The sequence below is a fragment of the Thetidibacter halocola genome, assembly GCF_018224955.1.
GTDB lineage: Bacteria > Pseudomonadota > Alphaproteobacteria > Rhodobacterales > Rhodobacteraceae > Thetidibacter > Thetidibacter halocola.
In genome coordinates this window covers 299,038-324,316 of the sequence record NZ_JAGTUU010000003.1, presented here as the reverse complement: position 1 = coordinate 324,316, position 25,279 = coordinate 299,038, and the positions used below count along the sequence as shown (strand labels likewise).

Below are 25,279 nucleotides of genomic sequence, written 5' to 3'. Positions count from 1 at the left end.
GCCCCTCTCGACAATGACATGATACTCCTCCCTCTCGTATCTGTCTTGTTTCCCCAATCGTCCGGGTCTGCCGCCCGGTCAGTCGATGCTCATCCCTCCTCGAACAGCCGCGCCGAAACAGAGCGCAGATGCGTCCGCATCGCGTTGTAAGCCGCCTCGGGATCATGCGCCTCGATGGCCGAAGCGATGGCCTCGTGCTCGGCAAAGCTGGAATGATCCGGCGACGGCCGCGCCGTAGACCGCGTCACGGTCCCCCAGGCGACGGCACGGCGCACCTGGTTCAGCTGGTCGAACAGCGCCAACAGCAGCATGTTGTCGCTGGCCTCTGCGACCGAGCGGTGGAAACTGTCGTCCTGCGCCTCGTATTCCTGCCAGTTCGTCGCGGAGGCGGCGCGGTCCATGGCGATGCGCATCCGCGTCATCGCCTCGCCCGAGGCGTTCATCGCCGCCTCTCGGGCGATGGCGGGCTCGATCGTCATCCGGGCGCGCACCATTCGGAAGGGCGTGATCTGACGCGCCAGGTCGACCAGAGCCTCGCCGCCGATCTCGGCGCCCTGGCGCGAGATGAACGTGCCCTTGCCCACCTGCCGCCAGATCAGGCCCTCGCGCTCGAGCGCGTCCAGCGCCTTGCGCAGCGCGCCGCGAGTCAGGTCGAGTTCGCCGATCAGCTGTCGTTCCGGCGGCAGCCGGTCGCCGGCGGCATAGCCGCCCGAGGCGATGAAGGCCCTTACCCGCTCGACCAGTTCCAGTTCGTCCGAAGGACGCCGGATCACCGATTCGCGCTGCGCATATTGGTTGGCCAATGTGTTCATTGGTTCGAACCATACGCCGAAAAACGCATCTGGCAATGGATTCTTGAGTGACGCATCGGAATGGTTTGGATTGATTTGTCCAACTGGACGGTCTACGACGCGTAAGAAGCAAACGCGATAAATGGGAGGATTCCATGTCCGATTTCGTGATCCCCGCACCGCCGACCGTCACCGTCCCGGTGGCCGGCGGGGGCCAGTTTCCCGTCCGACGGGTCTATTGCATCGGCCGCAATTATGCCGCCCATGCGGTCGAGATGGGGCATGACCCGGATCGCGAACCGCCGTTCTTCTTCCAGAAGAATCCCGACGACCTGAACGCGAGCGGCGAATTCCCCTATCCGCGCCAGACCTCGGACGTGCATCACGAGGCCGAGGTCGCCGTATTCCTGAAGGCGGGCGGCACGGACATCCCGCTCGAAAAGGCGCTGGACCATGTCTACGGTTACGCGCTCTGCCTCGACATGACACGGCGCGACCTTCAGGGCACGGCCAAGAAGATGGGCCGCCCCTGGGAGATCGGCAAGGCGTTCGACGCCTCGGCGCCTGTTGGCCCGATTCACACCGTGGACGAGGTCGGCCACCTGACCGAGGGCAGCATCACGCTGAAGGTCAATGGCGAACTCAAGCAGGAAGGCGACCTGAACCAGATGATCTGGAAGGTGCCGGAGATGATCTCCTACCTGTCCCAGTATTACACGCTGGCACCGGGCGACGTGATCCTGTCGGGCACGCCCGCGGGCGTCGGCGCCGTGGTCAAGGGCGACGTCATGGAACTGGCCGTCGAGGGCCTTGGCGCGATGACCGTCACGGTCGTCTGATCTCTCCGGCGCGCGGGCGACGAACCCGGCCCGCGCGCCGATCCCCTTGCATCGCCGCCACTCCTTGGCCAAGGTGACGAAACCTGTCACCCCATTGACCCGGAGGCGCCGATGTCTTTCAGGAAAGCCGTCGATCTTCTGGCGCTCGCCGACATGGCGACCGCGCGCTATGGTGGCGTGACGCTCGACGACATCGTGGCCGAATTCGAGGTCGACCGCCGCACCGCGCAGCGGATGACAAAGGCACTCGAAGAGACGTTTCCGGCCTGCGAGACCGACACCGCCCCCGACCGCCGCAAATACTGGCGCCTGCCGCGCCCCGACCTGCGCCAGGCAGCGCAGACCATGCTCCAGGCGCGCGAGTTGACGGCGCTGGAACAGTCGATCCGGCGCGCGACACGCGACGGCGACACGCGCGACGCCCAGACCCTGACGCGGTTGCGCGACCGGCTGCTGGCGGCGACGCCCGGATCGCAGGCCCGCCGGATCGAGGCCGATGCCGAGGCGCTGCTGGAGGCGCAGGGATTTGCCAGCCGTCCCGGCCCCCGCCTGCGTGAACGCTACGACCTGCTGGCGCTGATCGCCGAGGCGTTGCAGGCGCCCTGGCAGTTGCACCTGACCTACGCGGGCGCGCGCGACAACGCCCCGCGCGAACGGGTGATCGAACCCTATGGCCTGATCCTTGGCACGCGGCGCTACCTGGTGGCGCGGGTGCCCGGCAGCGACACGCAGCTGCGGCATTTCCGACTGGACCGGATCGAGACTGCGCAGATCGGCAAGGCGTCGTTCGCGCGCGACCCGGATTTCGACCTCGCCGCCCATACCGAGCGCGCCTTCGGCTCGTTCCATGCCGAGGCCGAGTATGGCGAGGTGGTCTGGCGCTTTGCCCCGCATGCGGCAGAGGTCGCCCGCGCCTTTCAGTTCCATCCCCGGCAAGAGATGACCGACGACCCCGATGGCGCGCTGACGGTGCGGTTCCAGGCCTCGGGCCACCTCGAGATGGCCTGGCACCTGTATCAATGGGGCGACTCGGTCGAGGTGCTGGCGCCCGAGGCGCTGCGCGTGCTGGTCGAGGGGCACCGGCGGGCCGATTTTCCGTCTTTCCCCTGACGTCCGCGCCTAGACCAGCCAGCGTACGATCAGCGGCACGATCAGGCTGGTCAGCAGCGCGTTCAGCGCCATGCCGATCCCGGCATAGGCGCCGGCGGTCTGGTTGACCTGAAAGGCGCGCGCCGTGCCGATGCCATGCGCCGCGACCCCCACGGCAAAGCCGCGCGCCCGCCAGTCGCGCACCCGCAGAAGCGTCATCAGCGGCGTCACCGTCACCGCGCCGATGATCCCGGTCAGGATCACCAGAACGGCCGTCAGGGTCGGGATGCCGCCCACCGCCTCGGACACGCCCAGCGCCACGGGCGCGGTGGTGGATTTCGGGCTGAGCGACAGGATCACCGCCTCGGGCAGGCCCAGCGCCAGCGCCAGCAGGATGGCCGAGCAGACCGCCACGACCGACCCGGCCAGCAGCGCCAGCAGGATCGGCGCGACGGAGCGGCGGATCGTGTCGAGATTGTCGACCAGCGGCAGCGCCAGCGCCACCGTGGCCGGACCCAGCAGGAAATGGATGAACTGCGCGCCCTCGAAATAGGTGGCATAGTCGGTCGCGGTGATCCACAGCACCGGCGCGATCAGGCAGACCGACATCAGCACCGGGTTGGCCCAGGGCGGGTTGCCCAGCCGCCGCGCCAGCGCGTCGGCCAGCACATAGGCCAGCACCGTCGCGGTCAGCCACAGCAGCGGCGTGGCGGACAGATAGCTCCAGAGCTGCGCGACATCGGTCATGGCGCCGGTCTTTCGGTCAGGCGCCGCACCCCGATGAAGGTGCCGACCGCCGCCAGCATCGCCAGCAGGGTCGAGACCACCAGCACGACGATCAGCGCCGGCCCATGCGCCGACAGCGCATCAAGATTGCCGATCACCCCGACGCCCGCCGGCACGAAAAGCAGCGACAGGTTGGCAAGGATCACGGTGACGGTTGGCCGGATGCGTGCGGCAAGCCCGGGCCGCAGCCGCAGGATCACGATCAGCAGCGCCAGCCCCGCGACCGGCCCCGGCACCGGCAGGCCCGCGCCGCGCGTCACAACCTCTCCGACCAACTGGCACGCCAGCAACAGCCCGATCGCTCCCAGCATGTCCCGACAACTCCCCCTTTGGATCCCGAGTGTAGCCGCGCCGCCAACACCGGCACAATGGCCCCTGTCCCGGCGGCGTCAGCCCGCGATGGCCTGCCGGTACAGCGCCGCGACCGGGTCGTCGCCGATCTCGACGTCGTCCAGCGTCAGCACCGCTCCGGCCGGAATGTCGCGCCGCAGACGCACCCGGTGCGCCAACCCGATTGGCAGCGCCGCGCCCGCCCGCGCCAGCGGCAGCGCCTTGCCCCAGACGGTGTAACCGCCCTCGCCGTCCAGCATCTCGCCCGACCGCAGCGCGCGCTTGGCCACCGCAGCGACGGTGCCGCGCATCTCGCGCGCCTGCCCGGTGGGCTCGCGGCGCAGGGCGACGCTGAGGACCGAGATCGACAGTTCCAGCCCGATCAGGTGGAACGGCTTGTACATCGCGGCGAAACGGCCCGTGGAATCTGTCGGCAGGCCGTATTGCCGGAAACAGGCCGCCGCATAGTCGTTCGGCGCCTCGAGCACCACGTAGACGCCCCAGCGCAGGTCGCGAAAGACCGGCCTGCCGTCGCGTTCCAGCGAAGAGATCGTCTCGACCATGCCGCGCCTTGCCAGTTGGCCACCCAGGTCGCGCGGGCGCAGCACATGCGCCAGGTCGTCAACGCCGCAAGGCGGAAAGGCCAACCCCTCGTCGGGCACGTCCAGGCCGCAGGCATTGGCGATGGCGACCATCTCGATCGCGCTCTTGGTGCCGTCGAGGAACGAGTTGAACATCTGCGGGTTCATCCCCGCCGCGCGCGCCGCGTCCGGCGTCAGGCCGTAATGCGTCCAGACATCGTCGGGGGTCACGGCGTGATAGGCGGGCAGGTATTTGGTGCCCTTGCCGGCGGCGGTGACGTGAAACCCCGCGGCGCGCGCCCAGTCGACCATTTCCGAGACCAGCGCCGGCTGGTCGCCATAGGCCATCGAATAGCAGACCCCGGCTGCGGCGGCCTTGCGCGCCAGAAGCGGGCCGACCATGGCGTCGGCCTCGACATTGACCATGACCACGTGCCGGCCCGCGGCAATGGCGGCCTCGGCATTGGCGATGCCGGCGCGGGGATTGCCCGTCGCCTCGATCACCACCTCGACATCGTCGCGCCCGGCGAGCGCTGCGCCATCGTCGACAAAGGTCGTCGCCTCGATGCGGGCGGCGTCCCAGCCCACGGTGCGGCAGGCGGCGCGCGCCTTGTCGGGATCGAGATCGGCGATGGCCGTCACCGTCAGCCCCGGAATGGTCGGCACCTGGCTGAGAAACATCGAGCCGAACTTGCCCGCGCCGATCAGCCCGGCCCGGACAGGCGATCCCCGCTCGGCGGCCTCGGCCGCAAGTCGTGCAAGGTTCATGGCATCCTCTCCCCATTCTGCACGGGGTCCTGCCGACTCCCGTCCCTGTGCGGAAGGTCTGCCACGATCCGGGCGCCCGAGGCAAAGGGAAGCGACCGGCCCGACCGGAACTGGCGAGCGAGCCAGTCGCCTCAGTCGCGCGCCAGCAGATCGGAGAGGGCCGCGTTCAGCGTGCTGCGCTGCACCGGCTTTTGCAGGAACAGGTCGCAGCTGTCGGTCACGCTGTCGCCGTCGTTGGCGCTGTCCCACATGCCGCTGAGGATGATCGTGCGGCACTCGGGCGTGCCCGACCGGATCAGGCGGGACAGATCGCGCCCCGAAATCTGCGTGCCCAGGTTCTGGTCGATGACGGCAACCGAGAACGGGCCATCCTCGCGCAGCGCATCCATAGCCGCCGGCGGGTCGCCCACCGCGCGCACGTCGCAACCCAGGCTTTCAAGCAGCCGTCCGATGACCGCGCGCACGTCGGGTTCGTCCTCGACCAGCAGGATGCGCGGCGCGGGGCGGGTTTCCGCCTCGGCTTGCTCCTCCTCGGGCGCGGCCTCTGGCAGGAACAGGTGCACCGCGGTGCCCTGCCCCGGCACCGAGTCGATCCGCATGCCGCCACCGGATTGCGCGACGAAGCCCTGCACCATCGACAGGCCCAGACCCGAGCCCTTGTCCGGCCCCTTGGTGGTGAAGAACGGCTCGACCACGCGGGCCAGGTCGGCCTCGGGAATGCCACGGCCGGTGTCGCGCACCACGATCTCGACATAGCGCCCGGGGGCCAGCGGCTCGATCCCGCAGATGACCGCCCCCGGCGCGACCATGCGGCGCCCTGCCTCGATGGACAGCGTGCCGCCTTCGGGCATCGCATCGCGGGCGTTCAGGGCGAGGTTGAGAATGGCATTCTCGAGCAGGCTGCCGTCGATGACGGTCATCAGCGGGCCGTCGGGATAGACCCGGCGCACCGAGACATTCTCGAACAGCGCGCGCGTGATCAGGCCCTCGGAGGATTTCAGCGCCTCCACGGCGTCGATCCGCCGGGCGTTCAGCGTCGACTTGCGGGCAAAGCTGAGCAGGCTCAGCGTCAGGCTGCGCCCCCGGTCCACCGCCTTGATCGCCTGGTCCTGCATCTCGCGGAAATCATCGGGATCGTTGGCGAAATCCATCAGTTCGAGATTGCCCAGGATCACCGCCAGGAGGTTGTTGAAGTCATGCGCGACACCCGCCGTCAGGTTGCCGATCGCCTCCATCCTGTAGGCCTGCACGAGGCGGCGCTTGGTCTCTTCGAGGCTCTGCTCGACCTCGACCTGGCGCGTGACGTCCTGGATCATGCCATCACACAGGAACCCGCCATCGCCGGGAAACTGGAGCTTGCCGCGCCCGTGCAGCCATTTCAGCGAGCCATCGGGCATCCGGATCCGATAGCGGAAATCCCAGGCACCGGTGCGCAGCGCCGTCGCGAACGAGGCCTGGAACGCCTCGAGATCGCTTTCATGGATGCGGGACCAGTGCATCTCCGGATCGTTGCGGTTCTCGCCTGGCTGGGGCTGCCAGATCTCGTCGAATCCCGGACTGACATAATCGAGTGTCTCGATCCCGTCGGCGGCCTGCCGATAGCGGAAGATATACCCCGGAATGCTGGCCGCAACCGAGGGAAAAAGGCCGGATTCGGCGGCATCGGAAGCCTGTTGCATGATCCGAGTCTCCGATGGCTTGAACATCCTCAGGTTGAGCAACGGTCCAACATTACCGGGCCGGTGTCAAATCCGCACTTGCCGTTGTGGACCGGAAGAACCGGCCTGCGGGCACGACGGAAGGCCTTGGCGGCAGTGCGCGCGACGCGGCCCGGTTTCACGGCCGGACCGCGCAATCCTCCGCCACGAGCACAGGGGCCCATGGTTGCTTGCGCGTCGTGTTTACAACCGCAAGCGCATCGGGAATGATCCCCGCGACCCCCGACGCCCTGCGCCGCCCGACCGGCACGAACAGGCCCCTCAACCCGACGGAAGACCCCAGGATGGACAGCCGAGCCACCGAAGACGCCGCCGCAAACCCGGGCACCATCGTGGCGCTCGGCGCCTCGGCCGGCGGGCTGGACGCGCTCGACCGGTTCTTCGGCGCGGTCGACCTCCCGGTGAACGCCGCCTTCGTGGTGATCCAGCACCTTGCGCCGGAACACGAGACGATGATGGACAAGTTGCTGGCGCGACACACGCAGATGCCCGTGCAGGTGGCGGGCCACGACATGGCGGTGCAGACCGGGCATGTCTATGTCATCCCGCCCAACGCCGCCATGACGATCGTCGGCGGCCGGCTAAAGCTGGCGCCGCGCAGCAACGCGGGGATCTCCCTGCCGATCAACGCCTTCTTCGACAGCCTCGCGCAGGATTGCCCGGACAAGGCCATCGGCATCGTCCTGTCCGGCACCGGGTCCGACGGCAGCCTCGGCGCGCGCACCCTGTCCGAGGCCGGCGCCTGGGTGATGGCGCAGGATCCCGAGGGCGCGCGGTTCGACGGGATGCCCGCCAACGCCATCGCCACCGGCGCGGTCGACCATGTCCTGTCGCCCGAAGGCCTGGCCCAGGAGGTGACCAGCCTGTGCCACAGCGGGCTGCGCCCGTCGTCGAAAAGCCTGCGGTCGGAACACGTGCTGGACGAACGCGACCTGCTGGGCAGCAACCTGCGGACCCTGTCCAGCCTGGTGCAGCTGAACCTGCCGGAATACAAGCCGAACACGCTGTTGCGGCGGCTGGAACGACGGCTGATCGCCTGCGGCATCCCCGACCTGCACGCCTATACCGCGTTCCTGTCGAGCCGCCCCGACGAAGTGACCGCGCTGCGCCACGAGATCCTGATCCCGGTCACTGCCTTCTTCCGCGATCCCGACGCCTTCGAATGCCTGCGCGACCAGGTCATCGTCCCGCTGGTCGAGGACCGGCGCGACAATCACGATGATCCGATCCGCGTCTGGGCCACGTCCTGCGCGACCGGCGAAGAGGCCTATTCCATCGCCATCCTGCTGCTCGAGGCGATGGAGAACGCCGAATGCCGCGCGCCGCTCAAGTTCTTCGCCACGGATGTCGATCCCGACTATGTCGCCCGGGCGGGCGCCGGAACATTCGCCGCGGCGCAGGTGGCGACGCTGCCCGAAACCGTGCGCGAGCGCTGGTTCACGCGCGGCACCGAAGGGCGGACGTACACGGTGGTGCCGCGCCTGCGGCAGTCCATCGTGTTTTCGCGCCACGACCTGATGAGCGACGCACCCTTCACCAACATGGATCTCATCACCTGCCGCAACATGCTGATCTACCTGCGCATCCCGGCGCAGGAACGGGTGATGAGCCGGCTGTCCTATGCGCTCAAGGCGGACGGAACGCTGTTCCTGGGATCGAGCGAGACGCCGGGGCGTTTTTCGGGCGACTACAACCCGGTGGACCAGCGCAGCAAGATCTTCCGCATCAAGCGGCGCATGCCGTTGCTGGCGCCCGAGGCGACGATGGCGCTGTCCTCGGGGCTGGGCCGGACCAGGGAGGCGTCGTGGGCGGCGCCCGATCCGCGGCGTGGCCGACCGCTGGTGCACGTGGCGCAGGAAAAGCTGTGCGAGGCCTACGCCCCGCCCTCGATCCTCGTCGACAGCGCGCGCTGCGTGCTGCATGTCTTCGGCCGCACCGAGGGGCTGCTTGCGGTGCGGTCCGGCACGCCCAGCCTTGACCTCAACCAGTTGCTCGACCCTGGCCTGGTGCCGATCGTCTCGACCCTGATGCACAGCGCGATCCGGGACAAGAAGCCCCAGACGGCCAGCACCCGCTGGGCCTTGGGCCATGGCGATCCGGAGGCGCTGACCGTGTCGGTCGTGCCCCTCGACGACGCCGCGATCACCGTGTCGAACCTGCTCATCAGCTTCGAACGGTCCGCACCACGGGCACGCAGCGCCGAACCGCCGCGCCAGATCGACCCCGACCAGCTGAGCGACATGTCCAGCCGCCACGCCGCCGACCTGGAGCGCGAACTGGAGCTCACCCGGTCGAACCTGAACGCGACGATCCAGGAATTGGGAACCACGAACGAGGAACTCCAGGCCTCGAACGAGGAACTGATGGCCGCAAACGAGGAATTACAAAGCTCGAACGAAGAGCTTCAGTCGGTCAACGAGGAGTTGCATACGATCAACGCCGAATACCAGGCCAAGATCGTCGAGATGAACGAGATCAACGCCGATCTCGACAGTCTGGCGCGGGCGGCGCATATCCCGCTGCTTTTCCTCGACTCGGACCTGCGGATCACGCGGTATACTTCCGAGGTGCTCGCGCTGTTCTCGCTGCGCGAGACCGATATCGGACGGCCGATCACGGAACTGACCACGAACCTGCATTTCGAGGGGCTGTTCGACCAGATCCAGCGATCCATGAGCGAGCAGACAAGCCTGCAACACGAGGTCCAGAGCCGCGACGGAAGAGAGTGGATGGTCACCATCCTGCCCTACACGCCAACCGGCGCCAGCACGGTGCGGGTGGTGATCTCGTTCATCGACCTTTCCAGCGTGCTCGGCCTGCGCGATCTCCGGGCCGTGCTCGACGCGCTGCCGGAAAGCGTCGTGGTGCTGGATCCCGACGGCACGATCGTCGAGGTCAACAGCGCGTGGCGCGACTTCTCGACCCGCAACGGCGGCTCTCTTTCCGGCACCGGCCCGGGCATCGACTATCTTGAGGCCTGCCGCCGCGCCGCGCCCTCCGACCAGTATGCCCGACGCGTCCTGGAGGGCCTCGAGGCCATTCTCGCCGGCACACGCGCGAGCTTTTCCCAGCTGTACCCCTGCCCGTCCGACGGCAGGGAGCAATGGTTCCTGCTCAACGCGACGGGCTTGACGAAGGGGGGCGGCGTGGTGACACACTACAATCTGAGCGACTGGATCGATCCCGCCCGGATCGAGCATGAACGCGGACAGAACTGACCATCGGCCGGTCACCAGAGGAAATCGCAGGCGTGACCGATACGAATCACATGGGAATGTCGTCGGAATACCGGGACGATCTGCGAAGTCGTGCGCTTGCGGCGCTTCGCCAGGGAGACCTGCGCACCGGCGACCGCCTGATCGCCGAAGGCGGCCTGTCCATCGCCGAACTGACGCACGAGGTGCTGGTCTTCGATGCCGAGCTTGCCTTGCAGGCCGAGGAACTGCGCGAAACCAGCCTGCGCAGCGAACAGGCGCTACGGCGCTTCCAGCAATTCTTCGAGGAATTGCCGGCGCCGGCCATCGTTATCGAACCAACAGGCGGCATGGTCCGCACGGCGAATTTCCGGGCGAGGCAGAGGTTCGGCAAGCTCGCCAGCGGCACCGACTGCCTGTGGCGCAGGCTGGGCCGGGCGCGGCGGCAACAGGACATTCTGGCGCTGGCACTGGCCGAGGCGAACACCGGCGGACAGGCCTATCTTGCCGACATCGCCCTTCGCGGCCGGGACGAGGACGACCTGCTGCGCGCCGAGGTGCATCTTCAGCGTCTGGGTCCCGGCACTGGCGCGGCCTCGGTCCTGGCGGTGATCGTCGACCAGACCGATCTCAAGATCCATGTCGCCCGACTGAACCACCTCGAGCGGCGCAACCAGGCGATCGTCGCGCTGGATCGGCTCTCGGCCGATCCCGAAGCATCGGTCGAGGCCATGCTAGACGCGGCCCCGCGCGTGCTGCGGCCCTGTTTCGGCATGGAGATGGACCTGTGGATCCAGATCGACCACGGCGGGCGGCAGCACGGCTCGGACGCGGCCTGCGACGGGCCGGGCGGCTTTGACGGCGCGCTGCGCGAGCTGTGGCGCGGCGGCGGCGGGCATGTGCGCTTCTGCCACCGCCTTCGCGGCGCCGACGAGGGCGGCCAGCTGGCCGACCTGCCGCTGGGCGGCTGGTGGCAGGCCGCGCTGGAGGAAACCTGGACCGCGATCGCCGCCGAGCTGGACCGGCTGATCGAGAACCACCGCATCCGCGAGAACCTGATGCAGTCCAACCGCCAGCAGGCGCTTGGCAAGATCGCGGGCGGCATCGCGCACGAGTTCAACAACCAGCTGACGGCAATCGCCGGCAATGCCGAGCTGCTGGCCATGCTGTCGGACAACTCGGAGACCCTGCGGCCGCATGTCGAGGCGATCGCGGCCGCGGTCGCCAAGGCATCGAAACTGACCGGGCACCTCCTGTCCTATGCCGGGCGCCAGCACCTTCAGGCTGCGCCGGTCTCGCCCGGTGCCTTCCTCACCGACCACCAGGTCATCCTGAAAAGCGCGCTGCGAGCCCCCAACCGCATCCACCTGGACATCGGCATCCCCCAGGACGACTGGCACATCCTGCTCGACGCGCAACAGCTGGAGGTCGCGCTGGTCAACCTGCTGTCCAACGCGCGCCAGGCCATGCCCGCGGGCGGCCGGGTCGCGGTCGAGGCGCTGAACTTTTCCGCCGGCGACCCCCGCCTGCCGGCCGAGCTGCAATGCGAGCGTGACCACGTGGCCTTCGTCGTGCGCGACGAGGGCGACGGCATGGACCGCGACACGGCGAAACAGGCCACCGAACCCTTCTTCTCGACCCGGGGCGTCGGCGCCGGGGTGGGTCTGGGCCTGAGCATGGTCGCGGGTTTCGTGCGGCAGTCCCAGGGCTACATGCGCCTGTCCACCCAGGCCCGGAAAGGCACCGAAGTCTCGATGATCTTTCCCCGCCATGTCGGCGCTCCGCGCAAGGACCGCGCGGACTGACCGGGCGGCGCGGCGCATCCCGAAAGATGGGCACCCAGCCCGGCAAACCCGCTGGGCGAGCGATTTCTTGGGAAAACAACCAAAGCCACTCGCGCTGGAAACGTCTTGTTAACCATTTTGCCATGATTGTCGGCTGGTTCCGCCGTGATGCGTGTGGAAGGGTGCAGGCATGGCAGGCACGTTTTCCTTTTGGAAAGTGATGCGTGCTCCAGTGTCGCCAGACCCGAACCGACGAGAGAGCGATGCCTGCACGCAGCCTGTTGACAAAAAGAGCCATGATCGCGGCGCTGGTCCTTCTGACCTCGACCGTGGTGATGAGCCGTTTTGCGAGGGTCGCGCAGTCGGAGCGCGTGGTCTCGGTGGTCGAGACCTATTCGCGGGTCTTCGCCGCCAAGCTCGGCGAACAGCTGCAAAACCGCATTGACGTGGTCGAACTGGTCCGGGCCAGCTGGCAGAAGGAGCGGATGGCCGGACTTGGCGAATTCGACGATGTTGCGGACATCATCCATGCCTATTTCGACGAGGTGCAGGCTCTCAACTGGGTCAACGCCGCAGGTGAGATCGAGCGCGTGACGCCGCTCGACGGCAATGAACGCGCCCTGGGTCTGAACGTCGCCGCCTTGCCGGGGCCGGGCCAGGCGTTGCGTGACGCAACCGCCCTCGACGCCTTTCGCCTCACCGGCCCGATCGAACTGGCGCAGGGCGGCAAGGGGATCGTCGGCTATGCCCCGGTGCGGGTGAACGGCGAGGTGGCCGGCTTTCTAAACCTGGTCTTCCGCTCGGCGCCGCTGATGGACCACGTGATGGGGCCATCGGATGCGAAATCCTTCTCCGTCACGGTGATGGACGGCACCAATTCGGTGCATGAAATGCCCCACGACCCCGTCGGTGAGGCCTTTGCCGTCAGCACAACCCTCGACATCGCCGGACGAACCTGGACGATCATCGCGCGCCCGACCTCGGCCGAGGTAGCGGCGGCGCAAAGCCCGCTCGACGAGCTGATCCTTCTGATCGGCCTGGCGCTGACAGTGTTCGTACCGGCGCTGCTGAACGAATCCGCCCTGAACAAGCAGCGCCTTGTCGAGCGCGAGGAACGCTTTGCGCTGGCGATGGAGGGGGCCTCGGACGGGCTGTTCGACCTCAACACGCTCACCGGCGAGACCTATTACTCGCCGCGCTGGTTCCAGATGGTCGGCTATCGCGCCGAAGAGTTGCCGCTGCATTTCGACACGTTCCGCAAGCTGATCCATCCCGCCGATGTCGACAACGTCATTCGCCCGGCCCACGACTTCACCGACAGCGACGGCGACATCGTCGAGAACGAGTTCCGCATGCGGCACAAGGACGGTCACTGGATCAACGTGCTGGCCCGTGCCCGGCTGGTGCGGCGCGACGGGCGCGTCGTGCGCATCGTCGGCACCCATGTCGACCTGACCGAGCTGCGCCGCCACGAACGCGAGCTCAAGCGTGCGGCGATGACCGACGACCTGACCGGCCTGCGCAACCGCCGCGGCCTGTCTCAGGTGCTGACGCGCCACGCCGCCGCGCTGAGCGATACCGCACGGCTGTGCCTGATGCATGTCGATCTCGACATGTTCAAGGCGATCAACGACAGCAACGGCCACGAGGCCGGAGACCACGTTCTGCGCGAGATCGCGGACCGGCTGCGCGGCTTTCACGGCGCCTTCGAGGTGATCGCGCGGGTCGGCGGGGACGAGTTCCTGCTGGCGATCCGGACCGAGGTTAGCGACGCAGGCCTGCTGGATTTCGCGCAGTCGCTCATCACCGCAATCGGCCAGCCGATCGCCTTCGAGGGCAAGGGTTTTCGCGTCGGCGCCAGCATCGGCGTCGATGTCGTGTCCAGCGCCACGGAGGAATCCGTCTGCACCGCGATCGCCAATGCCGACATCGCTCTCAAACACGCCAAGACATCGGGCAAGGGGCGCTGCGTCTTCTTCGAGCCCGCGATGCGCGACGAGACGGTGCGCTCGGTCGAGATCGCGATGCAGATCCGCGAGGGGATCGACCGCAATGAATTCGTCGCCTTCTTCCAGCCGCAAGTCGACCTGCGCAGCAACCGGATCGTCGGGTTCGAGGCGCTGGCGCGCTGGCGTCACCCGGAACGGGGCATCCTGAACGCGGCGGCCTTCGTGCCCCATGCCGAGGACGCGCACCTGATCGAGGCGATCGACGACCTGGTCTTCTCCAGGGTGCTCGATGCGCTGGCCATGCTCGACGGCCTGGGACTGACCGAGACACGGATCAGCGTGAACCTCTCGACCTCGCAGCTGATGCATGCCTCGGTCGTCGACCGCCTGCTATGGAAGGTTGACGAAGCCTCGATCGATCCGCAGAGGATTTGCATTGAGATCCTCGAATCCACGCTGCTGAACGAACGCGCTGGAAACGTGGTGCGCAACGTGCATGACCTCGCCAAGGCCGGCTTCAGCGTGGAACTGGACGATTTCGGCAGCGGCCATACCGCCATCGCCAGCCTGCTCAACTTTCCCGTGTCGCGGATCAAGATCGACAAGAGCCTCGTCGCCGGCATCGCCGGCGACCGCAACCTGCAAGCCATTACCACGGCAATCTCGGACCTGGGGCAGAAGCTGGGGGTGACCGTGCTGGCCGAAGGGCTCGAGACCGAGGAGGATCGCGCCTTCCTGCTTTCGACGACCTGCGCGCAGGTGCAGGGATATCTGGTAGGGCGCCCGCTGGCCCAGCAGGACCTGAACGACTGGATCGTAGCCTGGTGCGGACGGCACTCGGAACCGCTCCGCGCCCGCGCCGGCACGGGCAGCTGAGCGGCATGGGACCGCGCGCGGATTGCATCCGCTTGGGATGCGCCCGGCATGCAACCGAAGTCGAACACGACCCGGGCGCCGGGAGCCCCTCCCCTGCCGCGCCCGGGCGCGGCGCGCAGTGCCGATATGCACGATCACAGACAGGATCAACGCGCTTGCCAGCGGGCAGACCGCAGGCGCGGGCGGGGCGCGGGCGATCCAACCGGCATCCCCGTGTCACCTGACGGGGCGCTGCGGCGGGTCGTTTAACCAGCGATCCCGCCGGGCGCGGTTGCGCGGATGCGCGCCCGGCCCAGCCCTCAGATCAGGACGACATCGCCCGGCGACAGATCCGCCAGCGATAGCCCCTCCAACGTAATACGGAAGACACCGTCCCCGACCGGATCGTAGACCAGCGCGCCGCCTGCCTCGACGGTCGCCGCGAAAAAGCCCTCCAGACCGCTTGGCGGTGCCCATTCGCCGCCAAGGGTCAGCCGATCCTCACCGGGCGTGAAGTCGCAGATCGTGTCGTGGCCCGGATCGGCCCCGGCAAAGACGAAGGCATCCGCGCCCGAACCGCCGGTCAGCGTGTCGTCCCCGCTCCCGCCGACCAGGGTGTCATGCCCCGCGCCGCCCCCCAGCCAATCGTTGGCGGACCCGCCCTCCAGCCTGTCGTCATGCCGCCCGCCCAAGAGCCGGTCACGGCCCGGGCCGCCGGTCAGGCTGTCATGACCGTCGCCCCCCGACAGGCGGTCATTGCCATTGCCGCCAGCCAGGTCATCGGGCCCCTGTTCGCCGCGCAGCGTGTCGTTCCCGGTGCCGCCGCTCAGGATGTCGCCCCTTGCGCCGCCCTCCAGGCGGTCATGGCCCGCGTGGCCCTCCAGCGTGTCGGCACCATCATGGCCCCGGATCGTGTCGTGCCCGGCGGTGCCGAGCAGCCGATCCGCGCCGGGCAATCCCTCGATCCGCAGGTCGCGCAGGGGAACGCTGCTGATCGTGGGCGAGATGAATACCGCAAGCCCCGCGAGGACAGGGTGATCGGCGATCGCCTCCGCGAGGGCCGCCTCCACCTGCGCAAAGAGGTTGGGCGCGCCAAGACCGCGATGAGCCTCTTCCCATTCGACATCCAGCACGATCCGCGTCGCGCTTACCGCGAGGCGAGCCAGTTCGTTGGCGGTCTGCGCAACGGCACGGGCGATCAGGGCGTCGAAATCATGGGCGACACCGGGGTCGATGGCGTCGGTCAGGCGGATTGGCAGGATGATGCGGTCGACGGCCGCGCCCAGCACCGTGCTGTCGCCGTAATTCACCCCATCCAGCAGAAGGCGCGCATCGCCCCGGTCGATCTGAGCGCCGTGATAGGTCGTGGTCTGCAAGGACGGGTCAAAACCCGTCACCCGCGCCTCGATCCCGTCCAGCAGGGTGACGTATTGGCGCAGAATGTCGGCCTTGCCGGCGTCATCGGCGCCCTGCCACTCCGGCGTCGGCGCGAATTCCGTGTCGGTCACGAGGCCCGACACCCGGTCGCGATGCGCGCTGGCCTCGATGAACCGCAGCGTGGCGTTGACCATCCAGAAGGCGCGGGCATGGTTCGCGGTCTGCCAATCGTAATGCCCGTTGATCGGCATGAGGGACACCGCGCCGTCGAACCCGCCGGCAAAGAGCGCATCCAGCACTCGCTCCAGGTCGGCGCGGAAGGCGCGCGAGTCGAACCCGTCGAGATAGTTCCACTGGCTGCTCAGCCGGCGCCCGTCTATCCCGATGACCAGTTCCGTCACGCCCAGCGTGGCAAGACGTTGCCCGGCCTCGGCGATCTGCGCGGCATCCGGCCCGCCAGAGCCCGGCTGCCAGTCGTTCATCGGATACCAGTAGGTCAGCCGTTCCATGCCCCGTCCCGCCACTGCCTGCCCATCCGCACCAGAGTGGCCACGCCGCGGCCCGTGGGCAAGCCGCGTATGCCTTGCATTCTCGGCAACGACCGGCCCGGACCGGCCCGTTTGACCTTGGAACGCACCACGCTAGGGTGCCGCTCCGTGGACCGCGGACAGGCGCCACGACACGCCATCCCGGAGGCACAGGCAGATGACAGCGCACAACACAGCGACAGGAGGGCGCGACCGGCGCTGCCCCGTGGTCATCGTCGGTGGTGGTCTTGCTGGCCTGGCGCTGGCCGACCGCCTGCACCGGGCCGGCGTCGCCTTTCGGCTGGTCGAAGCGCGGTCCCGGCTGGGCGGGCGGATCATGGCGCTGGACACGCCGCAGGGCCGCATCGACCTGGGCCCATCCTGGTTCTGGCCGGGCCAGCCGCGGATCGCACGGCTGATCGAGGATCTGGGCCTGCGCGCCTTCGAGCAGTTCTCGGAGGGCGAGATCTGTTTCGAGGATACGCAGGGTGCCGTGCATCGCGGGATGGGCTTTGCCTCGATGGCAGGGTCGTTCCGGGTCGAGGGCGGCCTTTCCAGCCTGGTCGAGGGTCTGGCCGCGCGCTTGCCGCCGGAACACTTGACCCTGTCCAGCCCAGTCCGGGCGGTGACGCAAGAGGGCGTGCTGTTGGCTGACGGTGGGCGCGTCGCCGGGCGGCACGTGGTGCTGGCCCTGCCGCCCCGGCTGGTGGCCGGGATGCACTTCGACCCGCCGCTGCCGGACGCCGCGATGCAGGGCCTGCGCGCCATCCCCACCTGGATGGCGGGCCATGCCAAGTTCGTTGCGGTCTACGATCGTCCCTTCTGGCGCGAGGCGGGCCTGTCAGGCGACGCGATGAGCCGGCACGGCCCGCTGGCCGAGATCCACGATGCCTGTGGCCCGGATGGCCGCCCCGCTGCGCTGTTCGGCTTTATCGGCGTGCCCGCAGACCTGCGCGCCGGACAGTCCGCCGAGCTGCGGGCGGCAGCGCTGGCGCAGTTGACCCGCCTGTTCGGCCCGGACGCCGCCGCGCCCACCACGACCGCCTTGCAGGACTGGTCCGCCGAGACAGCCACCGCCTCCTGGCAGGACAGGACGCCGCCCCGGTCGCATCCCGACTACGGGCTGCCGGGTTCCCTGGCACGGCTGCGTGACGGCCGCCTGCATCTTGCCGCGACCGAAACCGCGCCTGAGATGGGCGGCCTGATGGAGGGCGCGCTGGCCTCGGCCGAACGGGTCGCTGCGCTGATCCTCACCGACATGGCGCGCCCCCGCTGAAAGGGCCTTGTGACAGGCCTGTTGCTCGACTCGAACGAGAGCCTTAGGCTCAATGGTTAACAGGTTTGGCACACAGCGTTTCAGCACGAAAAGGACTTCGGCAATGACCACCTATACACTCGAGGGGATTTACGTCCGCTACGACCAACTCGACGCGGTGGACACCTTCCTGCCCGCCGCGTTCAACCTGTCGGCCGAGCCCGGCGTCACCAGCTTCAGCTATTTCTATGACGGACTGAACGACGACGATCAGCCCACGATCGACATCAACGGCCTGTACGAGACGCTCTGGCCGAGAATCAGCGGCGGTCCGAACAATGTCGACCTGGGCCAGATCGAGGCACAGATCATCGACATCGGCTGGACCTATGACGGCGCCTCGGGCGGCTCGGTGGTGCTGGTCATCGATGACCTGCGCCCGGATTTCGGCGAGTATTACTTCATCATCGGCGGCGATCCGCTGCCGCCCTCAATCGACACGCCCTCGGAATGGGACGATTTCAACGCCAGCCTCGGCACCGTGGGCTCGATCGACTTCACCGCCTCCAGCCCCTTTGCCGCGGGTGACTCGATCCTGCTGGCGACGCTGACCGGCGTTTCCCAGACCGAGAACGACACGATCTTTGGCACGCCCGAGAGTGACGATATCGACGGCGGAATCGGACTCGACCTGCTGATCGGCAATGGCGGAGACGACACGCTGCGCGGCGGCGCGGGCGGCGACACGCTGATCGGCGGCAACGGGCGCGACAATCTGCGCGGTGGCGACGGCAACGACCTGCTCGACGGCTCCGGCGGCAGCGCGGGCACCCAGGGATTCGGAGATTTCTTTGAACCTGGCCTGGGCCGGGACACGATCCTCGGCCATGCCGCGCATTGGGACACGGGCGAAGGCGGCGACATCTTCTACGGCGACGTCTCGGGCGTGGGCGGCCTGACCATCAACTCTGGCACCAACGGCTCCGGCACGGTGAAGAGCGGCGACGGGCGGGTGAATGACAGTTTCACCTATATCCACTATTTCATCGGCTCGATGGACGGCGACCTGATCCAGGGTTCGAACGAGGACCGATTCGAGGGCTACCAGGGCCTCGGCGGCAACGACACGATCCACGGCGGCGCGGGCTTTGACGGGCTCGACTACTGGGACACCCATTTCAGCGGCGGCACGACGGGCATCGTCGCCGATTTCGGCGCCGGCACGGTCAGCGACGACGGTCTCGGCGGCAGCGACAGCTTCACCGGGATCGAGCGGCTGCGCGGCACGATCTTCGGCGACCTGATGGTCATGGGGTCGAACACCATCGACCGGATCCGGCTGGAAGGCCATGATGGCGACGATACGCTGCTTGGCGGTAACGCGCGCGACATCCTGAACGGCGGCGGGGGCAATGACCGGATCGACGCCTCGGCCGGCAGCGCCGTGGGCCAGGGCTTTGGCGACATCGTCCTGCCGGGCAGCGGCATGAACACGATCATCGGCCACCAGGCCGCCTGGGAGGCGGGCTTTGGCGGCGGCGTCGACCTGATCTACGAGAACCTCCAGGGCTCGGGAGGCATCGTGGTTACGATCGGGCCGAACGGCTCCGGCACCGCGGTGTCGAACGTTGTTGGCGTGCTGAACGACAGCTTCACCTATGTCGATCATATCGAGGGCACACAGGAGGCTGACAGTTTCGTCGGCTCCGCGGCCGGCGAAAGCTTTGTCGGCGAGGATGGCGCGGACACGATCGACGGCAATGGCGGCTGGGACACGGTGCAATACTGGCTGGCTTCGACCCAGGGCGGGGTCAGCGTCAACCTCAACTTTAACCGCGCCACCGACGCGGCCGGTGACATCGACAGGCTGTTCGACATCGAGGCGGTCGAGGGCACCGATTTCGACGACAGCGTGGTGGGCGACGACCAGAACAACTACCTTGCGGGTCGTGCGGGCGAAGACCAGATCTACGGACTCGGCGGTGGCGACGACATCTCGGCGGGGGACGGGGACGACACGGTTTATGGCGGCGACGGCGACGACACGATCCGCGACGGCCAGGGCGACGACGAGCTGCGCGGCGGCAACCAGAACGACCTGTTCGTCATGGGCACCGGCTTTGATACGTTCATCGGCGGAGCGGGCACCGACACGGTGCTGGTCGACCTGACCGGCGGAGCGCAGCAGAGCTTTGGCGTCTTCGCCGATCTCGCCACCGGGATCGGCTATGGCACCGACCCTGTCACCGGCGATCCGCTGCCCTTCGGGCAGGACGCCTTCGACGGTATCGAGAACTATACCCTGCTCGGCGATTTCGATGCCGAACTCATCGGCAGCGACGTCGACAACGTGCTGCGCAGCGATCTGGGCGAGGACAGGCTGACGGGCGCGGGTGGCGACGACCTGCTGGACGGCGGTGCGGGCAACGACAGCCTGTTCGGGAATACCGGCAACGACACGCTGCTGGGTGGCGATGGCGATGACCGGCTGGATGGCGGCAATGGCGACGACAGCGTGATCGGGGCCGACGGGGCCGACACGATCTTCGGCGGCAAGGGTTACGACACGCTGCGCGGTGGCGACGGCAATGACCGGGTGGTTGGCGGCGACGGGCGCGACCTGGCCTACCTCGGCGGCGGAGACGACCTGTTCTTCGACAACGCGCAGGGCGGCGTGAACGGGCGCGACACGGTCTGGGCCAATGCCGGCAACGACACGGTGCAGGGCGGCAATGGCGACGACGTGTTCTACGGCGAGGGCGGCGCCGACCTGATCCTCGGGCGTCTGGGCAATGACCGGCTGTTCGGCGGCGACCAGAACGACACGCTGCGCGGCGGCGACGGGAATGACGTGGTGGCGGGCGGCAACGGCCGCGACCGGGCCTTCCTGGGCGCCGGCAACGACCAGTGGTTCGACAATGACCAGGTGCAGTTCGGCGACGATTTCATCGACGGCTGGACCGGCGACGACACGATCCGCATGGGCGGCGGCAACGACACCGCCGTTGGCGGCGACGGCGCGGATGTCTTTGTCTTCGCGGCCGGAATCGATGCCGATGTCATCCGCGACTACCAGCTGGGCCAGGATGCGTTGGAGATCGACACGGGCCTCTGGGGCGGCGCCCTCGACCAGGCGCGGCTGGAGGCGCTGACCGACACGAGTTCCGGCACGCTGGTGCTGGATTTCGGCGGCGGCCACAGCATCACCTTCGAGGGGTTGACCTCGAACGCCGGGCTGCTGGACGACATCGTGCTGGTCTGAGGGTTTCGCGGCCGCGAACAGCAGGATCCCAAGCCCGGCCGCGCGCAAGAGAGATGAGATTGGGACCACGGGGCGTCGCCCCGTTGGGCAGGTGTCTCGCAGGTCGCGTCTGGCCATGGCCTGATCGGCCGTTTCGCAACGGGCGACGGCATTCGCGGTCTTGCCCCGGAGGCCGAGGGCGGCGGGTCTTCCACCTGTCTCGTGGCCTGCCGTCAGGTCGGGGCGCATTCGAACCGCGACCTCGACAACGCCGCCGCGCGCCTTCCAGATCGACGGGATCAAGCCCCGCGGGTTCGGTCGCATGACGGGGTGTGTCAGCAGACACCCAAGACACAAGCGTCCCCCGGCGGGCAAGAGACCGTGTGGCGGTCCCGTGCCGCAGGGCTGTCGCAAGCAGCCATGACGCCAGGGCCATCGCTGCTGCCCACCGGCCGGCCCCCCGTTCCGGACCGGTTGCGGCAGACGATCCCGGACCGGATGGCCTCGGCGACGGGGGCGCCGCAAGCCTTGCCTCAAGCGGTCAGAACGGCACGGCAATCCGGCCTGGGAGGGCACGAGGACGCCGCATGGCTCATCCAGAGGAACGGAAGATCCGGATCACCGGTGCAGGAGGCGAATCCCTGCACCGACAGGCTGAGTTGCGACGTGTCATGCTGCGCCGTTAACCGCAGCAGGTCTCCCGGCGCCGCGCAGATCGGACGATCCAGCAGGAACGCGGTTCGCCCCCAATGACCATCCGAGGACAGGTCGTTCGTCAGGCTGATGCCGGGCCCGAGGTCCATCTCGAAGAAGACAAAGACGGCATGAAGGGTGCCGGCGCTGGAACAGGCCAGATCCCGCGTGGTTCGCCCCGGCCTCATGTCCGGCCTGATGAAATCGAAGTGGAACAGGTCCGTTGCCGGGCCCAGCGGCCTGAGGCCAACGGCCGACAAGTCGTTCGGCGTGATCTGGGCGACACTGGCAAAATGGTGAAACGCGCCAAGATCGAACCCCTCGGCCTGCCCTGGGCGCCAGAGGGCCAGCAGCTTGTCGCTGTCCACAGGCTGGGCCATCAGCCTGCCCTGCTCGGGGATCGCACGGGCATCGGGCCTCGCGAGTCTGCGCATCGCGTGGACAAGCGTCGCCAGCGCGCCTTCGCCAAGCAGGACGGTATCGACGATCTCGGAAATCACGACATCCGCCGGTGCCGGAAGATCGACGCCGACGACGAGTTCGTGTGACGGTTTCGGAATCACCGTGATCCGGTCGCCCAGGCCGTTTTCCTCGATGACACGGACAGCGGCCCGCGCGATCAATGGTTGCTGTTCGCAGGTGTAGACATGCCTCGCACCCGCGCGCGCCGCCAGCATCGCCGTCAGGCCCGCCCCGCAGCCAATGTCCAGGACAATGTCGCCGGGTCCGACCTTCGCCGCGATGGCCTCGGCAAAGGCCCGGTTGCGGACCTTGTCCGCCAGCATGGGGAAGTGCCATCGAGGAACGAACATCTGGTGAAGGCGCTCCAGCAGGATCCGTGCGTCGTGGTGGTGAGGGGCGTTGGCCAGGGCCTCGGAAAGCAGTTCGGATGTCCGCAGGCCGCCGTCTGTCAGCGGTTGCAGTCTGGCCAGTTCGACAAGGCGGTCAGCCTGCAGCGTCGCCTGCCGATCAATCTGGGGAAAGTCCGAATGGTCCTGATGGAACTGGGGCGCATGGTCTTTTGCCATGGTTCGTTCGTCCTCTTTCTAAGGAAACGCGTCGGACGGGCATAGCCATGGCGGCGATAAGATATGGTAAAGAATGTATCGAGGGGCGCCGAGCGGGCGCGGAGGCGTCTCGACGCAACGCTCGACGGGGCGGGCGCCAAGGGGCATAAGACGGTGTCGGTCCCGTGGCTGGCAGCCGTTATGCGTTCCAACACATCGAAGGCCAAGAACCGGTGAAGAAACTCAGTCTCGATGCGACGGATATCCGTATCCTCGGCGCAGTGCAGCAGCACGGACCGCTGAGCAAGACCCGGTTGTCCGAGATCGTGAACATCTCGGCCACGCCCTGTTGGGCGCGGCTGGATCGGTTGAAGGCGGCCGGCTACATTCGCGGCTATCATGCGGATATCGCGCTCGACAGGCTCTGCGATGTCACGCAGGTCATCGTCACCGTGTCGCTCACCCGCCATCGAAAGTCCGATTTCGACCGTTTCGAGGACTGGGTCAGACGGCATGACGAGATCACCGAATGCGTCGCCACGGGCGGCGGCATGGACTATGTGATGAAGGCGATCTGCCCCAAGCTTGCGGGGTTCCAGACCCTGATGCAGGACATGCTCGACGCCGAGCTGTCGGTGGATCGCTACATGACCTACATCGCGACCCGCGTGGTCAAGACCGGGCGCCCCAACATCGCGAAACTGGCGGGACCAACCGTGCGCGACCAAACGGCCTGAGCGCGGGTCGAAAACAGCCCGAACAGTCCGCCTCCGGCCCGCATTTCAGGCCACAGCCCGGCCCGTCCCGGCCCTAAATAGCCGCATCTTCCACCGTGTCCCGGGTGACCGTCCCGGGCGTTCAGCAAGGGCGCTCACGATGCACGCAGACGAATTCGGCTTTGGCACGCAGATCCGGAAATCCCCCTATTTCGACGCCACGGTGCGCTGGGGGGCCAGGGGGTTTTCCGTCTACAATCACATGTACATCCCGCGCGATTTCGGAGATCCCGAGCAGAACTTCTGGAACCTCGTGAATGACGCGATCCTGTGCGACGTGGCCGTCGAGCGGCAGGTAGAGATCACCGGGCCGGACGCCGCGCGGTTCGTGCAGATGCTGACGCCGCGCGACCTGTCGAAAATGGCCGTCGGTCAGTGCAAGTACATCCTGATCACCAATGCCGAGGGCGGCATCCTGAACGACCCGATCCTGCTGCGGCTGGCCGAAAACCACTTCTGGATCTCGCTCGCCGACAGCGACATCCTGCTTTGGGCACAGGGCGTGGCGGTGCATTCCGGGATGGACGTGGCGATCCGCGAACCGGACGTGTCTCCGCTGCAGCTCCAGGGGCCCAAGTCCGGCCAGATCATGCAGGCGCTTTTCGGCGACGAAATCCTCAGCCTGAAATACTACTGGCTGCGCGAACTCGAACTGGACGGCATCCCGTTGATCGTCTCGCGCACCGGCTGGTCGAGCGAACTGGGCTACGAGATCTACCTGCGCGACGGCAGCAAGGGCGATGCCCTGTGGGAACGGATCATGGCCGCGGGTATGGAATTCGGCCTGAAACCGGGTCACACCTCGTCGATCCGCCGGATCGAGGGCGGGATGTTGTCCTACCACGCCGATGCCGACATCCACACCAACCCTTACGAACTGGGGCTGGACCGGCTGGTGAACCTCGAGATGGAGGCCGAGTTCATCGGCAAGGCCGCGCTGCGTCGCATCCGCGACAAAGGCGTGACGCGGATGCAGGTCGGGCTGGTCATCGAAGCCGCGCCGCTGAAGGGTCCGAACACGACCTTCTGGCCGATCAACCGCGACGGCGCCGAAATCGGCAAGGTGACCTCGGCCGTCTACTCGCCCCGGCTTGGGCGCAACATCGCGCTGGCCATGGTCGCGGTCGAACATGCGCATGTCGGGATGCAGGTCGAGGTCGTCCTTCCTGCGGGTCCGACCGTCGCGACCGTGGTGGAACGCCCTTTCTTCGACCCGAAGAAGTCGCTGGTCGCCGCTTGAGCCCGGGACAGCCGATCCCCGATCGCGCCATGCCGCTGCGCTGGCAGCAGGCCTGACTGGCCCGGCAAGTCGGCCGGCATTCCAGGGCGCGTCACGTGTCGTTCGGCGCGCGATGCAACGTCGATATGGACGCCGTCCCGAATCGGGGCGGCGATCCGGACCGGGCCGACCCCGAACCGACGCTGGCAGCGGCCCTGTCCTTGTTCTTGCCGCGAAGGCGGGTTGCCCCCTGTCGGGCTGGTCGGACCACGCGGTGACCCGTCCCGGAAAGACCCCGCCGGGCCGGATGTCGGTCGCCTCCTGCCTCGCGTCCCGGGCCTGCGCGCAGCCGGTCGGGCGTTCTCGCCGCCCCGTCGTTGGATCGAAATCCCCTCTCCGGACATTGCTTTGTGACGCCAGTCAGGGCAGTAGAGAGTCGACGCCGTGGCGAGCCGGTTCTTTCGCCTGTGTCCGCACCTGCGACGTTGGCGCAGACGCGG

At 67.7% G+C, this 25,279-nt stretch carries 16 protein-coding genes; 9 read left to right on the top strand and 7 right to left on the bottom strand.

Going from position 1 to position 25,279, the window contains the following annotated elements:
* Positions 1-89: 89 nt before the first annotated feature.
* Positions 90-812 (bottom strand): FadR/GntR family transcriptional regulator, encoded by a 723-nt coding sequence (locus KB874_RS08555; protein WP_212536148.1) that lies wholly within the window; start codon positions 810-812, stop codon positions 90-92.
* A 134-nt stretch (positions 813-946) separates the two neighbouring features.
* On the opposite strand from KB874_RS08555, the gene KB874_RS08550 reads away from it, so the two are divergent.
* On the top strand, positions 947-1,630 hold the full coding sequence (locus KB874_RS08550) for a fumarylacetoacetate hydrolase family protein (RefSeq protein WP_212536147.1): 684 nt from the start codon (positions 947-949) through the stop codon (positions 1,628-1,630).
* A 111-nt stretch (positions 1,631-1,741) separates the two neighbouring features.
* The gene (locus tag KB874_RS08545) at positions 1,742-2,740 is read left to right on the top strand and encodes a helix-turn-helix transcriptional regulator (protein WP_212536146.1); all 999 of its coding nucleotides are present in this window, start codon (positions 1,742-1,744) and stop codon (positions 2,738-2,740) included.
* Positions 2,741-2,749: 9 nt separating this feature from the next.
* On the opposite strand, the gene KB874_RS08540 is transcribed toward KB874_RS08545, so the two are convergent.
* The 4 genes from KB874_RS08540 to KB874_RS08525 form a co-directional block, all read right to left on the bottom strand.
* Positions 2,750-3,466, bottom strand: coding sequence for an LrgB family protein (locus tag KB874_RS08540; protein WP_212536145.1), 717 nt, complete (start codon positions 3,464-3,466; stop codon positions 2,750-2,752).
* Positions 3,463-3,816 (bottom strand): CidA/LrgA family protein, encoded by a 354-nt coding sequence (locus tag KB874_RS08535; RefSeq protein ID WP_212536144.1) that lies wholly within the window; start codon positions 3,814-3,816, stop codon positions 3,463-3,465. Before KB874_RS08535 ends, KB874_RS08540 begins: the two co-directional genes overlap by 4 nt.
* A gap of 78 nt (positions 3,817-3,894) precedes the next feature.
* Positions 3,895-5,184 (bottom strand): NAD(P)H-dependent oxidoreductase, encoded by a 1,290-nt coding sequence (locus KB874_RS08530; RefSeq protein ID WP_212536143.1) that lies wholly within the window; start codon positions 5,182-5,184, stop codon positions 3,895-3,897.
* Between the two features lie 131 nt (positions 5,185-5,315).
* Positions 5,316-6,863 carry a PAS domain-containing hybrid sensor histidine kinase/response regulator gene (locus KB874_RS08525; RefSeq protein ID WP_212536142.1) on the bottom strand — a complete coding sequence of 516 codons (1,548 nt, stop codon included), beginning with the start codon at positions 6,861-6,863 and terminating at the stop codon, positions 5,316-5,318.
* A 323-nt stretch (positions 6,864-7,186) separates the two neighbouring features.
* Between KB874_RS08525 and KB874_RS08520 the strand changes: the two genes are divergently transcribed.
* The 3 genes from KB874_RS08520 to KB874_RS08510 all read left to right on the top strand — a co-directional run bounded on the left by KB874_RS08520 (position 7,187) and on the right by KB874_RS08510 (position 14,705).
* Complete coding sequence (locus KB874_RS08520) at positions 7,187-10,120, top strand: chemotaxis protein CheB (protein WP_212536141.1); 2,934 nt, start codon at positions 7,187-7,189, stop codon at positions 10,118-10,120.
* Positions 10,121-10,152: 32 nt separating this feature from the next.
* Positions 10,153-11,901 (top strand): sensor histidine kinase, encoded by a 1,749-nt coding sequence (locus KB874_RS23280; RefSeq protein ID WP_212536140.1) that lies wholly within the window; start codon positions 10,153-10,155, stop codon positions 11,899-11,901.
* 242 nt (positions 11,902-12,143) lie between these two features.
* Entirely contained in the window at positions 12,144-14,705 is a 2,562-nt protein-coding gene (locus KB874_RS08510) for a bifunctional diguanylate cyclase/phosphodiesterase (RefSeq protein WP_212536139.1), read from the top strand.
* Positions 14,706-15,004: 299 nt separating this feature from the next.
* On the opposite strand, the gene KB874_RS23125 is transcribed toward KB874_RS08510, so the two are convergent.
* Positions 15,005-16,570, bottom strand: a complete 1,566-nt coding sequence (locus KB874_RS23125; protein WP_212536138.1) for a calcium-binding protein — start codon at positions 16,568-16,570, stop codon at positions 15,005-15,007.
* 196 nt (positions 16,571-16,766) lie between these two features.
* On the opposite strand from KB874_RS23125, the gene KB874_RS08500 reads away from it, so the two are divergent.
* Entirely contained in the window at positions 16,767-17,864 is a 1,098-nt protein-coding gene (locus KB874_RS08500; RefSeq protein ID WP_212536137.1) for a flavin monoamine oxidase family protein, read from the top strand.
* 103 nt (positions 17,865-17,967) lie between these two features.
* Positions 17,968-21,105, top strand: coding sequence for a calcium-binding protein (locus tag KB874_RS08495; RefSeq protein WP_212536136.1), 3,138 nt, complete (start codon positions 17,968-17,970; stop codon positions 21,103-21,105).
* Positions 21,106-21,617: 512 nt separating this feature from the next.
* Here KB874_RS08495 and KB874_RS08490 read toward each other — a convergent pair.
* Positions 21,618-22,805 (bottom strand): class I SAM-dependent methyltransferase, encoded by a 1,188-nt coding sequence (locus KB874_RS08490; RefSeq protein WP_212536135.1) that lies wholly within the window; start codon positions 22,803-22,805, stop codon positions 21,618-21,620.
* A 212-nt stretch (positions 22,806-23,017) separates the two neighbouring features.
* On the opposite strand from KB874_RS08490, the gene KB874_RS08485 reads away from it, so the two are divergent.
* Together KB874_RS08485 and KB874_RS08480 are read left to right on the top strand one after the other, a co-directional pair.
* Complete coding sequence (locus KB874_RS08485; protein WP_212536134.1) at positions 23,018-23,521, top strand: Lrp/AsnC family transcriptional regulator; 504 nt, start codon at positions 23,018-23,020, stop codon at positions 23,519-23,521.
* 139 nt (positions 23,522-23,660) lie between these two features.
* Positions 23,661-24,800 (top strand): glycine cleavage T C-terminal barrel domain-containing protein, encoded by a 1,140-nt coding sequence (locus tag KB874_RS08480; RefSeq protein ID WP_212536133.1) that lies wholly within the window; start codon positions 23,661-23,663, stop codon positions 24,798-24,800.
* The last annotated feature ends 479 nt before the right edge of the window (positions 24,801-25,279 follow it).